Raw genomic sequence first — 14,217 nt, forward strand, 5'->3', positions numbered from 1 at the left:
CGCTCCGGCGGGCGCGGCGGGCCATCCCTCGGTCCGTCCGCGCGTGTGGCCGGTTCGCGGCGCCCGTGCGGGGCCGCGGCCGGACGCACCCACTACGCTGCGGATCATGCTCGTAGCCGCCGCCGTCTGCCCCTGTCCGCCGCTGCTGGTGCCCGCGGTCGCCTCCGGCGCCGCGCCCGAACTCGACGCCGCGCGGGACGCCTGCGCGGACGCCGTGGGCCTGCTGGCCGCCTCCCGGCCCGACCTCCTCGTCGTGGTCGGCCCCGCCGAGCAGGCGGCCCGCGGCCCGCACCCCCAGGGCGCGCCCGGGTCCTTCGCGCCCTTCGGCGTGGACCTGCGCGTGACCCTCGGCCCGGCGCCGGGCGAGCCGGACGGCACCGCCCGCGAGCTGCCGCCCTCCCTCGCCGTCGGCGCGTGGCTGCTGGAACGCGCCGGCTGGTCGGACGCCCCGGTCGAGGGACTCGGGGTCGGTGAGCCCTTGGAGGCCGCGCGCTGCGCCGACGTGGGCCGGGGCCTGCCCGCCCGGGCCGACCGCGTCGCCCTGTTGGTGATGGGCGACGGCAGCGCCTGCCGCACCCTGAAGGCCCCCGGCTACCTCGACGAGCGTGCCGCGGCCTTCGACGAGGGGGTGGCGAACGCGCTGGGCGCCGCCGACACGCGCGCGCTGCTGGAGCTGGACGCGGAGCTGGCGTACGAGCTGAAGGCGGCGGGCCGGGCGCCCTGGCAGGTGCTCGCGGGCGCCGCCGAGGGAGCGGGCCTGGAGGGCCGCCTGCTGTACGAGGACGCGCCGTACGGCGTGGGGTACTTCGTGGCCGTCTGGTCCTGAGGGCGCGTCGGGGACACCGGGACGGCGGCGGCACGAGGCGGGCGCGCGCGTCAGGGCGGCGCGCGGCCTTGTGCAGGGGGCCACACGGGGACGGCCGTGACCAGAGCGGCGAGCGGCACGACGCGGGCCCCGGCCAGGGCGCGGCCCCGGCGGCGCACACGGGGACGGCCGCGGAGCGCGAGTGCTCCACGGCCGTCCCCGAGGTGATCAGGCCGACGGGGGCGGGGTGCCGCCGCCGTCCTCGTACACCGCGCTACTTCCGGGCGCTCTCGCCCGCCTCGTTGTCCGCAGCCTCCTCCGCCGACTGCTGCTTGGGGATCTCCATGCCCTCGGCGGCGGCCGGTTCGGCGGCCTCCGTGGGCGCGGCCTCCGCGGCGGGCTCGGGCTCCTCCGTGGAAGCGGCGGCCTCGGGCCCGGCCTCGACGGCCTCGGCCTCGGCCGTCAGGGTGGCGGACCCGGCCTCCTCGGTCGACGCCTCTGCCGCCTTACGGCGAAACCTCGAAAAAACGCCCATATCAACTCCATAGCGTACTCGTGTGGGCGAAATCCCACCCCATCCGGAGCGCCTCATTGCGGCGGCCGGGGGCACCGGTTCGGCAGACCGGCGGTCGGAACCTCGCAACAGGCAACGAACCCGGATGCGCCCCGTCACGTAGCTCGTTCGGGGACGGCCGCCGAGGTTTGCGAGACTGTGACCGTGAGAACTGCAGCTCCCGCACCGCGGGTCATCGCCGTCGTCGGTCCGACAGCGGCCGGAAAGTCCGATCTGGGTGTCTTCCTGGCCCAGCAGCTCGGCGGCGAAGTCGTCAACGCCGACTCGATGCAGCTCTACCGGGGGATGGACATCGGCACCGCCAAGCTGACGCCGCCGGAGCGCGGCGGCGTGCCCCACCACCTCCTGGACATCTGGGACGTGACCGAGCCCGCCAGTGTCGCCGAGTACCAGCGGCTCGCCCGCGCCGAGATCGACCGGCTGCTCGCCGAGGGCCGCACCCCCGTCCTCGTGGGCGGCTCCGGCCTCTATGTGCGCGGCGCGATCGACGTGCTCGACTTCCCCGGCACCGACCCCGAGGTGCGGGCGCGGTTGGAGCGCGAGCTGGAGCAGGACGGGCCGGGGGCGCTGCACCGGCTCCTGGCCGAGGCCGACCCCGAGGCGGCGCGCGCGATCCTGCCCAGCAACGGCCGCAGGATCGTGCGGGCCCTGGAGGTCATCGAGATCACCGGCAAACCGTTCACGGCCAACCTGCCGGGCCACGACTCGGTGTACGACACCGTGCAGATCGGGGTCGACGTGGGCCGCCCCGAGCTCGACGAGCGGATCACCCTCCGGGTCGACCGGATGTGGGAGGCGGGCCTGGTGGACGAGGTGCGCACGCTGGAGGCCCAGGGGCTGCGGGAGGGACGCACCGCCTCGCGCGCGCTGGGCTACCAGCAGGTGCTCACGGCGCTCGCGGGGGAGTGCACCGAGGAGGAGGCGCGCGCCGAGACGGTCCGCGCCACCAAGCGCTTCGCGCGCCGCCAGGACTCCTGGTTCCGCAGGGACCCGCGCGTGCACTGGCTCAGCGGCGCCGCCGAGCACCGCGGGGAACTCCCGGGGCAGGCGCTGACGTTGGTCGAACGAGCGGTCACAGCCTGATCACGTGATGGCATCGGGACGCACCGCCGGTCATCGAGGCACCCGCGCGCGTGCCATCATCGACCTCGATCGACCAGTGGAGTCCGAGTGGGGAGGGCGCGTGGCGATGGAGGCCGGCCCTCGCGACAGAGAGCACGGGACGCGGGACGAGTCCGCGCGACCGGGTCCTTCGGAAGTGACGGCAGTGTCGGAAGGGCCGGACGTGAGCGACGCCGGACGGGAGCCCGCCCACGGCGACGCCCCGGAGCCGAGCCCCGCGGAGCTGAGCGTCGGCGCCCTGGGCCCGACCGTCCCGGGAGCCGTCGGGCTCACCCCCGACGGGCCGCAGGACGAGGGCGTGCTCGCCGAGGGCGGCGAGGTCGAGGTCGAGATCCGTCCGCAGCGCAGGCTGCGGATCTGGCAGCTCGCCCCGATCGTGACGCTCGCCGCCATGGGCTCGCTGATGTTCGCCTTCCCGCTCGCCTTCGAGTTCGGCGACGGCGGCCCGGTCGTGGCCATGCTCGGCCTCCTGATCAGCTGCTGCGCCGCCGGCTGGGGCCTGATGGCCGCCCGCAGGGTCGGCTACACCTGGCCGGGACTGCCCGCGCGCGGCTCCGGCGGGCGCCCCGACTGGCGCGTCATCGGGCTGTACGTGGCGGGTCTGGCCGTGGCGGTGGCGCTGGCGGTCTGGCGCGTCGCCCGGCTGCGCTGAAGCGCCACGGCTTCTGAGGTCTGCCGCTCGGGGGCTGCCGCTCCCGGGGTCTGCCGCTCCGGAGGCCGCCGCCCCCCGACCCGCCGGCCGGGCCTCACTGCCCCCGAGGCCGCCGCCGCGCCCCCCGCCCGGGCCCGGTCCCGTCTCCCCCGGCGCCCGGCCCGTTGTCGGAGGGCCCCCGTACGATGGGCGGCGTGAACACCACCTCGCCTCTCACCTTCCTCAAGGGCCACGGGACCGAGAACGACTTCGTGATCCTCCCGGACCCGGACAACGCGGTCGAGCTGCCCGCCGCCACCGTCGCGCGCCTGTGCGACCGCCGGGCCGGCATCGGCGGCGACGGGCTGCTCCACGTCGTGCGCAGCGCCGCCCACCCCGAGGCGAGGGCCATGGCGGACGAGGCCGAGTGGTTCATGGACTACCGCAACGCGGACGGCTCGATCGCGGAGATGTGCGGCAACGGCGTGCGGGTCTTCGCCGGGTACCTCCAGCGCGCCGGGCTCGTCGAGGAGGGTGACCTCTCCGTCGCCACCCGGGGCGGGGTCAAGAAGGTCCATCTCGCCAAGGGCGGTGACATCACGGTCTCCATGGGCCGCGCGCGGCTGCCCGGGGAGGGCGTCACCGTGGAGGTGGACGGCCGCAGCTGGCCCGCCCGCAACGTGAACATGGGCAACCCGCACGCGGTCGCCTTCGTCGAGGACCTCTCCCACGCGGGCGAGCTGCGCTCGGTGCCGGCGTACAGCCCGGCCGCCGTCTACCCCGAGGGCGTGAACATCGAGTTCGTCGTCGACCGGGGGCCCGGCCACGTGGCGATGCGGGTGTACGAGCGCGGCTCCGGCGAGACCCGCTCGTGCGGCACGGGCGCGTGCGCGGTGGCCGTGGCGACTGCGCGCAGGGACGGCGCCGACCCCGCCGTCACCGGCGCCCCCGTGACGTACCGGGTGGACCTGCCCGGCGGGACCTTGATCATCACGGAGCTGCCCGACGGCGAGGTCGAGATGACCGGGCCGGCCGTGATCGTCGCGGAAGGTGTGATCGACCCGGCGCTCCTCACGCCGGTTGAAACGGCTGTGGCCTGAACCTTCGCTCGAATGGGTGATCCGGTTCACGCTGAGCGAGAGCCGGACTGCGCCACGTGGTGGGGTCGGTAGCATCAAGCACCGGCCCGGAGGGCACGCCTGCCTTTCCACCGCCGGTCGATGCTGCCGGAGGTGCCCCCATGAGTGCAGAGGCCACGAATCCTGACGCGCAGAGTCGCCGACGCGGCCTCCCCAGGATCGACCTCCGCAGGCTGGGCCGGGCCGCCCTGCTGGGCCCCGCCTCCCGCGACCGGCTGCCCGACGCCATCGGGCACGTCGCCGAGGCGCACCGCGCCCACCATCCCGACGCCGACCTCGCGGTGCTGCGCCGCGCGTACGTCCTGGCGGAAACGTCCCACCGCGGCCAGTTCCGCAAGAGCGGCGAGCCGTACATCACGCATCCGCTGGCCGTCACCCTGATCCTCGCCGAACTCGGCGCCGAGACCACCACGTTGACCGCGTCCCTGCTCCACGACACCGTCGAGGACACCGAGGTGACCCTCGATCAGGTGCGGGCGGAGTTCGGCGAGGAGGTCACCTATCTGGTCGACGGCGTCACCAAGCTGGAGAAGGTCGACTACGGAGCTGCGGCCGAGCCCGAGACGTTCCGCAAGATGCTCGTCGCCACCGGCAACGACGTCCGTGTGATGTCGATCAAACTCGCGGACCGGCTGCACAACATGCGCACCCTGGGCGTGATGCGCCCGGAGAAGCAGGCGAGGATCGCGAAGGTCACCCGCGACGTGCTGATCCCGCTGGCCGAACGGCTCGGGGTGCAGGCCCTCAAGACCGAACTGGAGGATCTGGTTTTCGCCATCCTCCACCCCGAGGAGTACGAGCACACCCGCGCGCTGATCGCGGCCAACTCGGGCACCGAGGACCCGCTGACCACCATCGCGGACGGCGTCCGGGCCGTCCTGCGCGAGGCGGGCATCAGCGCCGAAGTCATGATCAGGCCACGGCACTTCGTCTCCGTCCACCGCGTCCACCTCAAACGCGGGGAGCTGCGCGGCACCGACCTGGGACGACTGCTCGTCCTGGTCGCCGAGGACGCCGACTGCTACGCGGTCCTCGGCGAGCTGCACACCTGCTTCACCCCGGTGATCTCCGAGTTCAAGGACTTCATCGCCGCGCCCAAGTTCAACCTGTACCAGTCGCTGCACACGGCGGTCGCGAGCACCGACGGCGCGGTCGCCGAGGTCCTCATCCGCACCCACCAGATGCACAAGGTGGCCGAGGCCGGCGTCATCGCGCTGGGCAACCCGTACGCGGGCGGCGGGCCCGGCGACGGCGCCGACCCGGCGGCCGACGAGCGCGAGGACCCCACCCGCCCCGGCTGGCTCTCCCGCCTCCTGGACTGGCAGCAGAACGCGCCGGACCCCGACACCTTCTGGTCCTCCCTGCGCGAGGAGCTCGCACAGGACCGCGAGATCACCGTCTTCGGCTCCGACGGCCGCACCCTCCCCCTGCCGGCCGGAGCGAGCTGTGTGGACGCCGCCTACGCCCAGTACGGCGAGGACGCCCACGGCTGCATCGGCGCGCGCGTCAACGGCCGTCTGGCGACGCTGAGCACGGTCCTGAGCGACGGTGACACCGTGCAGCTGCTCCTCGCCCAGGACGCCGCCTCCGGGCCCTCCCCGGACTGGCTCGACCACGCCAGGACCCCGGCCGCGCGGATCGCCATCACCGGCTGGCTCGCCGCCCACCCCGAAGGAGTCAAGATCCCCGCCGCGGCGCCCCGCCCGCAGATGTCCGTCACCACCGACCGGCGCAGCGCCGCCAACGCCGTCACCGACCTGCCGGGCGCGACGGTACGGCTCGCGGGGTGCTGTACGCCGGTGCCGCCGGACGCGGTCACCGGCTTCGCGGTGCGCGGCGGCGCCGTGACCGTCCACCGCGAGGAGTGCCCGGCGGTGGCCCGGATGACGACGCTGGGCCGAGCCAGGGTCGGGGTGCGCTGGGGCGACACCGCCGCCTGCCGGGTCACGCTGGTCGCCGAGGCGTTCGGCCGGCCGCGGCTGCTCGCCGACCTCACCGAGGCGATCGCCACCGCGGGCGCCGCGATCGTCTCCGCGACCGTCGAGCCGCCCAGCGAGCAGCGGGTGCGGCACACCTACACGCTCCAGCTGGCCGACGCCGCCGAACTGCCCGGTCTCATGCGCGTGATGCGCGACGTGCCCGGCGTCTACGACGTGAGCCGCGCGCAGCACCCGGCCGCGGCGGGCTGAGGCGACGGGCCGACGCTCGTTCGGGTGGAGGCGGTGCGCGTCGGCCCCGGCATCGCGCGGCGGACTGGTAGCGGTAGGGCATGCTGCTCTCCTCACGCCGTGTGCGTGCCGCTGTGCTGGCCGCCGCGGCCGCCTGTGTCCTGGCCGCCGCCCCGCCCCCGCCCACCCCGGCCGGGATCGGCGACCGGCTCTTCCCCCTTCTGGGCAATCCGGGGTACGACGTCCTCGCGTACGACATCGGATTCACTTATCAGGGCGACAACAGCAAGCCGCTGGAGGCCGTGACCACCATCGACGCGCGCGTCACCGGATGGCTGGAGCACATCAACCTGGACTTCGCGCGCGGCACCGTCCGCGGCGTCGACGTCAACGGGGAGCAGGCCGAGTTCGCCAGTGCCGACGAGGACCTGGTGATCACCCCGCCCCGCCCGGTGTACCCGGGGGAGGAGCTGCGGATCACCGTCCGGCACACCAGCGACCCGCGCGCGGGCGACGACGGCGGCTGGGTGCGCACCACCGACGGCCTGGTCATGGCCAACCAGGCCGACGCCGCGCACCGCGTGTTCCCCTGCAACGACCACCCCTCCGACAAGGCGATGTTCACCATCCGGGTGGACGCGCCCCAGGAGTACACGGTCGTCGCCAACGGCCTGGAGGCCGGCCGGACGCGGACGGGCGCCCGCGCCGTCTCGACGTACCGCACCGAACACCCCATGGCGACCGAGCTCGCCCAGGTCTCCATCGGCCGCTCGGCGGTGGTGCGCCACGAGGGGCCGCACGGGCTGCCCCTGCGCGACGTCGTCCCGGCCGCCGACCGCGAGCGCCTGGCACGCTGGCTGCGCAGGACGCCCGCCGAGATCAGCTGGATGGAGAAGCAGGTCGGGCCGTACCCCTTCGAGACGTACGGCGTCCTCATCGCCGGCGCCGACACCGGGTTCGAGCTGGAGACCCAGACGCTGTCGCTCTTCGAACGCTCGCTGTTCGTCCGCCCGGGCTTCCCCGAGTGGTACGTGGACTCGGTGATGGTCCACGAGCTGGCACACCACTGGTTCGGCGACAGCGTCTCCCCGCGCGCGTGGTCCGACCTCTGGCTCAACGAGGGGCACGCCACCTGGTACGAGGCGCTGTACGCGCAGGAGCACGGCAACCGGTCGATGGAGACGCGGATGCGCGAGGCCTACCGCCAGTCCGACGGCTGGCGCGCCGCCGGCGGGCCGCCCGCGGCTCCCAAGCCCCCGGCCGCAGGACAGAAGATCAGCATCTTCCGGCCGGTCGTCTACGACGGGGGCGCGCTGGTGCTGTACGCGCTGCGGCAGGAGATCGGGGTGCGGAGCTTCGGCGAGGTGGAGCGGCGCTGGGTGGGCGAGCACCGGGACGGCACGGCGACGACCGCCGACTTCGTCAGCCTGGCGTCCGAGGTCACCGGACGCGATCTGGGGCCGTTCCTGAGGGAGTGGCTGTACGGGACGAAGACGCCGCCGATGCCCGGGCACCCGGACTGGCACGCCGCCGCGCCGGTCACGGGACGCGTGCCCGCGCCCAGGCCCTAGGCCGCGGCCCCCGGAAACCCGGATGACGGCCCGGGCGGCACCGTGCGACCATCGTCGGGTCGGCGGCGCCGCCAGGACCGGATTCCGTCCGGGAATCTTTCGGGTCCACTACGCGTTGTGACCGGCATAACCGCAATTCCAACGACGTAAGGATCCAATGACCTCCTCTTCATCCCCTTCCCAGGACGAGCAGAGCTTCGCGGAGAAGAACCGCACCGAGAGCCTTCGGGCCGATGCCCTGATGGAAGAGGACGTCGCCTGGAGCCACGAGATCGACGGCGAGCGGGACGGCGAGCAGTTCGACCGCTCCGAGCGCGCCGCCCTGCGGCGCGTGGCAGGCCTCTCCACCGAGCTGGAAGACGTCACCGAGGTCGAGTACCGCCAGCTGCGCCTGGAGCGCGTCGTGCTGGTCGGCGTCTGGACCACGGGGACACTCAAGGACGCGGAGAACTCGCTGGCCGAGCTCGCGGCCCTCGCCGAGACGGCGGGCGCCATGGTGCTCGACGGCGTCTACCAGCGTCGTGACAAGCCCGACCCGGCCACGTACATCGGCTCCGGCAAGGCGCAGGAGCTGCGGGACATCGTCCTGGAGACCGGCGCCGACACCGTCGTCTGCGACGGTGAGCTCAGCCCCGGCCAGCTGATCCATCTGGAAGACGTCGTCAAGGTCAAGGTGGTCGACCGGACCGCCCTGATCCTCGACATCTTCGCCCAGCACGCCAAGTCCCGTGAGGGCAAGGCACAGGTCTCGCTGGCCCAGATGCAGTACATGCTGCCCAGGCTGCGCGGCTGGGGCCAGTCGCTGTCCCGGCAGATGGGTGGTGGCGGCTCCGGTTCGTCCGGCGGCGGCATGGCCACCCGTGGTCCCGGTGAGACCAAGATCGAGACGGACCGGCGCCGTATCCGCGAGAAGATGGCGAAGATGCGCCGGGAGATCGCGGAGATGAAGACCGGCCGCGAGATCAAGCGCCAGGAGCGCCGTCGCAACAAGGTCCCCTCGGTCGCCATCGCGGGGTACACCAACGCCGGCAAGTCCTCGCTGCTCAACCGCCTCACGGGCGCGGGCGTGCTGGTGGAGAACGCGCTGTTCGCCACCCTCGACCCGACCGTGCGCCGGGCCGAGACCCCCAGCGGGCGGCTCTACACCCTGGCCGACACCGTCGGGTTCGTCCGGCACCTGCCGCACCACCTGGTCGAGGCGTTCCGCTCCACCATGGAGGAGGTCGGCGACTCCGACCTGATCCTGCACGTGGTGGACGGCTCGCACCCGGCCCCGGAGGAGCAGCTGGCCGCCGTGCGCGAGGTGATCCGCGACGTGGGCGCGCTCGACGTGCCCGAGATCGTGGTGATCAACAAGGCGGACGCGGCCGACCCGCTGGTCCTCCAGCGCCTGCTGCGGATCGAGAAGCACTCCATCGCGGTCTCCGCCCGTACGGGCATGGGCATCGAGCAGCTCCTCGGCATCATCGACGCCGAACTGCCGCGCCCCGAGGTCGAGATCGAGGCCCTCGTGCCGTACACGCAGGGACAGCTCGTCTCGCGGGCACACGCCGAGGGCGAGGTGATCTCCGAGGAGCACACCCCGGAGGGCACGCTGCTCAAGGCGCGGGTGCACGAGGTGCTGGCGGCGGAGCTCGCTCCGTACGTCCCGGCCAAGCACTGACCGCGCGCGGGCCGGGCGCCGTCCCGGCCCCGCGCACCGACGGACCGAGGCCCGTCCCCTCCGTACGAGGGGGCGGGCCTCGGCGTCGTCAGCCGTCGGGCGTCAGCGTCCTACCGGCCGCCGTACTTCTGGCTCATCTGCGTGAAGATCTGCCGGGCGCCGTCGCCCAGCTGCGGTCCGGCCAGCCAGCCCGAGGTGACCGGGCCGATCGAGGTGTTGGAGACCAGCTCCGCCTTGCCGCCGCTCCCCTTGACGAACCAGCCGCCGCCCGAGGAGCCGCCGGTCATGGTGCAGCCGATGCGGTACATCGCGGGCGTGGCGGGCGCGATCGAGAGCCGGCCGGGGCGGTCGACGCACTTGAACATCTTGAGGCCGTCGTACGGCGGCGCCGCCGGGTAGCCCCAGGCGCCCATCGCGGAGACGGAGTGCGCGGCGGGCGTGGAGAAGTTGACGGTCAGCGCGTTGCCGACGGTCTCCTCCAGCGACTTGGTGCCGCGCTCCGGCTTCACGTGCAGCACCGCGTAGTCGTACGGGGCGCCGCTGCCGCCGGTGGGACCGCCGCCGTTGATCCACTCGCCGGAGGTGGAGGCCCAGTCGGCCCAGTACGCGCCGTAGGGGGCGATCTCCTGCGACTGGGCGGTGCGCAGCTGCGCGGCCGACCTGCCCTGGTCGTTGTAGGCCGGGACGAAGGCGATGTTGCGGTACCAGCCGCCCTGGGCGCCCGCGTGGACGCAGTGGCCGGCGGTCCACACGAGGTTCGACCTGCCCGGGTGGGCGGGGTCCTTCACGACCGTGCCCGAGCACACCATGGAGCCCTTGGGGGAGTCGAAGAAGACCTTGCCGACCGGGGCGGCGTAGTCGTGGTAGGGCAGGCTCTCGGCCTTGGCCCTGACCGGCCGGGGTTCCGGGTCGCTGATGCCGGAGTCGCCGTTGACGTCACCGGCGGCCATGGTCTTCTGCGGGTCCTTGGCGGACTTCATCCGCTCGGGCTTCCACAGTCCGGCGATGACCGGGTTGGCGAAGTCCTTGGCCTCGCGCAGCCAGGTGGACCTGTCCCAGTTCTTCCACTCGCCGTTCTTCCACTTGTCGAGGTCGACGCCGTGCTTCTTGAGGGCGCCGGCGACGTCGTCGGGAAGGCCCTGGCCGTCCTTGCCCGGGGCGGTGCTGGACGCGGACGGCTTGCTGTCCGCGCCGTCGTCGCCGGGGCCGCACGCGGTGGCCGTCAGCGCGAGTGCCGCCGCGAGGCCGGTGGAGGCCAGCAGCGGACGTATGGATCGCATGGAAACGATTCCCCCTGAGATTGCTCGTACCGTGTTCTGCCGCTCGTGCCGGGCGGCACGCCGGGAGGGCGTACCGCCATGGGCATGTCATGCGGGCGACGGGGTCTTCCGGGACCGCCGTCGCGCGACCCCCCACTATGCCGTCGGCACGTGGGGGACTCGTACGCAGGTCCGGGAGCTCTCGTGGAGAGCTCCCGGACCCCGCGAGCCTAGCGGCCCGCGTACTTGGCGCTGACCGAGTCGTACACGCCCTTGGCCTCCGGGCCCAGGCGCGGACCCGCCAGCCAGCCGGCCGTCACCGGGCCGATGGAGGTGTTGGAGACCAGCGCGGGCTTGCCGTCGGCGCCCGCCGCGATCCAGCCGCCGCCGGAGGAGCCGCCGGTCATGGTGCAGCCCAGGCGGTACATCGTCGGGGCACCGGCGTCGAGCGAGAGCCGGCCCGGCTTGTCCTTGCACTGGTACAGCTTCTGGCCGTCGTACGGCGGCGCGGCCGGGTAGCCGTTCGCCGTCATGCTCGCGATCTTCGGCACGGCCGGGGCGTTGAAGTCCACCGGCAGGGCCGCGCCCACGGTCTCCTCCAGGGACTTGCCGCCCTTGTTCTTCTCGGGGGTGACGTGGAGCACCGCGAAGTCGTAAGGCGCGCCCTGGCCGCCGGTCGGGCCGCCGCCCTGGATCCACTGCTGGGAGGTCTGCGCCCAGTCCGCCCAGAACACGCCGTACGGCGCTATCTGCTGACGGGTCGCCTTGCGCAACTGCGCGAGCGACATGTCGGCGTTGTTGTACGAGGGGACGAACGCGATGTTGCGGTACCAGCCGCCCTTCGCGCCCGCGTGGACGCAGTGGCCCGCCGTCCACACCATGTTGGATTTGCCCGGGTGCGCCGGATCCTTCACGACGGTCGCGGAGCAGACCATCGAGCCCTGGGGGCCGTCGAAGAAGAGCTTGCCGAGCTCCGGCAGGCTCTCGTGGTACGGAGCCTTCTGGGCCCGCGCCCTGACGGGCTTCGGGGTCGGGTCCGTCACGCCCTTGTCGCCCGAGATGTCATTGGGGACGGGCTTCTGCGGGGGCTTCTCGGCCTTGCGCATCCGGTCCGGGTCCCACAGGTCCTGGATGATCGGGTTGACGAAGTCCCTGGCCTCACGCAGCCACTTGGACTTCTCCCAGTTCTTCCACTCGCCGTTCTTCCACTTGTCCGGGTCGATGCCGTGCTTCTTGAGCCGGTCCTTGATGTCGTCCGGGATCTGGAGGCCGTCGTCGCCGCTCGTCGCCGAGGCGGTCGGCTTGGCGTCGGCCTTGTCGTCGCCCGGACCGCACGCGGTGGCGGTCAGGGCGAGGGCGGCCGTGAGGCCGAGAGCGGCCAGCACCGGGGAGCTGCGCCGACGCGCGCCCCTCCCCCCACGTGCCGCGGAATTCGGACGTGTCGGTCGCATGTTCTTGATCCCCCTGGGACTTCGGTACTGAAAGTGCTGATGCGCGGTGCAGCCACCGTTGCTCCACCGCCTGCCGTTACTGAAGCGAACCGCCGGCCCTCTCGAAGCCGTCGGCCCACCCGCCCCGGCCGGAAACCGCCGGCCGAAGCGCGGCCCCCACTATGCCGGTGCCGGTGGGGACGGTGTGCGGCAGGGCCGTGGTTCCGCTCCGCAAGGATCTTCACGGTCACCCGTGCTCCTGCGGCCCCGCCGTCGTTGGTACGTACGGGGGACAACGCGCCAGCCTTCAGCCCCGCCGTTCGCACCGGGCAACGGACGTGCCACGGAACCGTCACAGGCTCCCGGCACGGGGCTGGCACGCACAGCGCAGCGCCCACCGTGGGAGGACCAGAACTCGTGGCCGTGACCGAATCCGCGCCGGTGCCACCGTCGGCCGAGCTTCCGACCACATCGCCGCGGACCCCGCCCGCCCACGAGGGGATCCTGCGGCGGCAGTCCCTGCGCGAGTCGGCCGCCCGGACGTACGCCCGCTCGCTGCCGATCGTGCCCGTGCGCGCCCGCGGACTGACCATCGAGGGAGCCGACGGGCGGCGCTACCTCGACTGCCTCGCGGGCGCGGGCACCCTGGCCCTCGGCCACAACCACCCGGTCGTGCTCGAAGCCATCCGCAAGGTCCTCGACTCCGGCGCCCCGCTGCACGCGCTCGACCTGGCCACCCCGGTCAAGGACGCCTTCACCACCGAGCTGTTCACCACCCTGCCGCGCGCGCTGGCCGACCGCGCGCGGATCCAGTTCTGCAGCCCCGCCGGCACCGACGCGGTCGAGGCCGCGCTGAAGCTGGTCCGCACCGCCACCGGCCGCGGCGGGCTGCTCGCCTTCACCGGGGCGTACCACGGCATGACGGCCGGCGCCCTCGACGCCTCCGGCGGCGCCTCCACCGCCCGGGTCACCCGGCTGCCCTACCCGCTCGACTACCGCTGTCCGTACGGCGTGGGCGGCGAGCGCGGCGCCGAGCTCGCCGCCCGCTGGACCGAGAGCCTGCTCGACGACCCCAAGGGCGGGGTGCCCGCCCCGGCCGCGATGATCGTCGAACCGGTGCAGGGGGAGGGCGGGGTGAACCCGGCGCCCGACTCCTGGATGCGCCGGATGCGGGAGATCACCGCCGCCCGCTCCATCCCCCTCATCGCCGACGAGGTGCAGACCGGCGTCGGGCGCACCGGCGCCTTCTGGGCCGTCGAGCACAGCGGGATCGTGCCCGACGTGATGGTGCTGTCCAAGGCCATCGGCGGCTCCCTGCCGCTCGCCGTGATCGTCTACCGCGACGACCTCGACCTCTGGGAGCCCGGCGCCCACGCGGGCACCTTCCGGGGCAACCAGCTCGCCATGGCCGCGGGCACCGCGACCCTCGCCTACGTCCGCGAGAACCGGCTCGCCGAACGCGCGGCCCTGCTCGGCGCCCGGATGCTCGCCCGGCTCCAGGGCCTGGCCGCGGACCACCGCGGCATCGGGGACGTCCGCGGCCGGGGCCTGATGATCGGCGTCGAACTCGTCGACCCCGAACACGAGGACCCCCGCACCGGAACCGCGGCCCCCGCGCCCGAACTGGCCACCGCCGTCCGGCGGGAGTGCCTGCGCCGCGGCCTCATCGTCGAACTCGGCGGCCGCCACTCCAGCGTCGTCCGGCTGCTGCCTCCCCTCACCCTCACCGACGAACAGGCGGTCGCCGTCCTCGACCGGCTGGCCGACGCCCTCGCCGCCGCCGAGCGCGCCCCCCGCCACCGCACCGACACCGGGCCCTCCCGCTGACCCGGCCCCCCACCCAAGGAAGCCCACC

Annotated in this window: 11 protein-coding genes; 8 read left to right on the forward strand and 3 right to left on the reverse strand. The window is 73.6% G+C overall.

The window, feature by feature from the left end:
- The first annotated feature begins 106 nt into the window (after positions 1-106).
- Positions 107-826 carry a class III extradiol dioxygenase subunit B-like domain-containing protein gene (locus tag ABZ404_RS35635; RefSeq protein ID WP_358991324.1) on the forward strand — a complete coding sequence of 240 codons (720 nt, stop codon included), beginning with the start codon at positions 107-109 and terminating at the stop codon, positions 824-826.
- Between the two features lie 253 nt (positions 827-1,079).
- Here the strand turns inward: ABZ404_RS35635 and ABZ404_RS35640 are convergent, their stop codons facing one another.
- A complete protein-coding gene (locus ABZ404_RS35640) occupies positions 1,080-1,340 on the reverse strand; it encodes a hypothetical protein (RefSeq protein WP_358833843.1) in 261 nt (86 codons plus the stop codon).
- A gap of 183 nt (positions 1,341-1,523) precedes the next feature.
- Between ABZ404_RS35640 and miaA the strand changes: the two genes are divergently transcribed.
- The 6 genes from miaA to hflX all read left to right on the forward strand — a co-directional run bounded on the left by miaA (position 1,524) and on the right by hflX (position 9,673).
- A complete protein-coding gene (gene miaA, locus ABZ404_RS35645) occupies positions 1,524-2,462 on the forward strand; it encodes a tRNA (adenosine(37)-N6)-dimethylallyltransferase MiaA (protein WP_358833844.1) in 939 nt (312 codons plus the stop codon).
- A 76-nt stretch (positions 2,463-2,538) separates the two neighbouring features.
- Positions 2,539-3,153: a hypothetical protein gene (locus tag ABZ404_RS35650; protein ID WP_358833845.1), complete on the forward strand. Its 615-nt coding sequence runs from the start codon at positions 2,539-2,541 to the stop codon at positions 3,151-3,153.
- Positions 3,154-3,338: 185 nt separating this feature from the next.
- On the forward strand, positions 3,339-4,232 hold the full coding sequence (gene dapF, locus ABZ404_RS35655) for a diaminopimelate epimerase (RefSeq protein ID WP_358833846.1): 894 nt from the start codon (positions 3,339-3,341) through the stop codon (positions 4,230-4,232).
- A 140-nt stretch (positions 4,233-4,372) separates the two neighbouring features.
- On the forward strand, positions 4,373-6,460 hold the full coding sequence (locus tag ABZ404_RS35660) for an HD domain-containing protein (RefSeq protein ID WP_358833847.1): 2,088 nt from the start codon (positions 4,373-4,375) through the stop codon (positions 6,458-6,460).
- Between the two features lie 80 nt (positions 6,461-6,540).
- Entirely contained in the window at positions 6,541-8,010 is a 1,470-nt protein-coding gene (locus tag ABZ404_RS35665; protein ID WP_358833848.1) for a M1 family metallopeptidase, read from the forward strand.
- Between the two features lie 157 nt (positions 8,011-8,167).
- Entirely contained in the window at positions 8,168-9,673 is a 1,506-nt protein-coding gene (gene hflX, locus ABZ404_RS35670) for a GTPase HflX (protein WP_358833849.1), read from the forward strand.
- 110 nt (positions 9,674-9,783) lie between these two features.
- Here hflX and ABZ404_RS35675 read toward each other — a convergent pair whose 3' ends face one another.
- Entirely contained in the window at positions 9,784-10,953 is a 1,170-nt protein-coding gene (locus tag ABZ404_RS35675) for a hypothetical protein (protein ID WP_358833850.1), read from the reverse strand.
- A gap of 209 nt (positions 10,954-11,162) precedes the next feature.
- A complete protein-coding gene (locus ABZ404_RS35680) occupies positions 11,163-12,383 on the reverse strand; it encodes a hypothetical protein (protein WP_358833851.1) in 1,221 nt (406 codons plus the stop codon).
- Between the two features lie 420 nt (positions 12,384-12,803).
- Here ABZ404_RS35680 and ABZ404_RS35685 point away from each other — a divergent pair, with 420 nt between their 5' ends.
- Positions 12,804-14,189 (forward strand): diaminobutyrate--2-oxoglutarate transaminase family protein, encoded by a 1,386-nt coding sequence (locus tag ABZ404_RS35685; RefSeq protein ID WP_358833859.1) that lies wholly within the window; start codon positions 12,804-12,806, stop codon positions 14,187-14,189.
- Positions 14,190-14,217 lie beyond the last annotated feature (28 nt).

Source organism: Streptomyces sp. NPDC005878, from assembly GCF_040629815.1.
Classification (GTDB): Bacteria; Actinomycetota; Actinomycetes; order Streptomycetales; family Streptomycetaceae; genus Streptomyces.

Bases quoted from the DNA above. Each gene is read 5' to 3' on its own strand.
- ABZ404_RS35665 (WP_358833848.1), top strand. From the start codon at position 6,541: ATGCTGCTCTCCTCACGCCGTGTGCGTGCCGCTGTGCTGGCCGCCGCG.
- ABZ404_RS35640 (WP_358833843.1), bottom strand. From the start codon at position 1,340: ATGGGCGTTTTTTCGAGGTTTCGCCGTAAGGCGGCAGAGGCGTCGACC.
- ABZ404_RS35680 (WP_358833851.1), bottom strand. From the start codon at position 12,383: ATGCGACCGACACGTCCGAATTCCGCGGCACGTGGGGGGAGGGGCGCG.
- ABZ404_RS35635 (WP_358991324.1), top strand. From the start codon at position 107: ATGCTCGTAGCCGCCGCCGTCTGCCCCTGTCCGCCGCTGCTGGTGCCC.
- ABZ404_RS35675 (WP_358833850.1), bottom strand. From the start codon at position 10,953: ATGCGATCCATACGTCCGCTGCTGGCCTCCACCGGCCTCGCGGCGGCA.
- hflX (WP_358833849.1), top strand. From the start codon at position 8,168: ATGACCTCCTCTTCATCCCCTTCCCAGGACGAGCAGAGCTTCGCGGAG.
- dapF (WP_358833846.1), top strand. From the start codon at position 3,339: ATGGGCGGCGTGAACACCACCTCGCCTCTCACCTTCCTCAAGGGCCAC.
- ABZ404_RS35660 (WP_358833847.1), top strand. From the start codon at position 4,373: ATGAGTGCAGAGGCCACGAATCCTGACGCGCAGAGTCGCCGACGCGGC.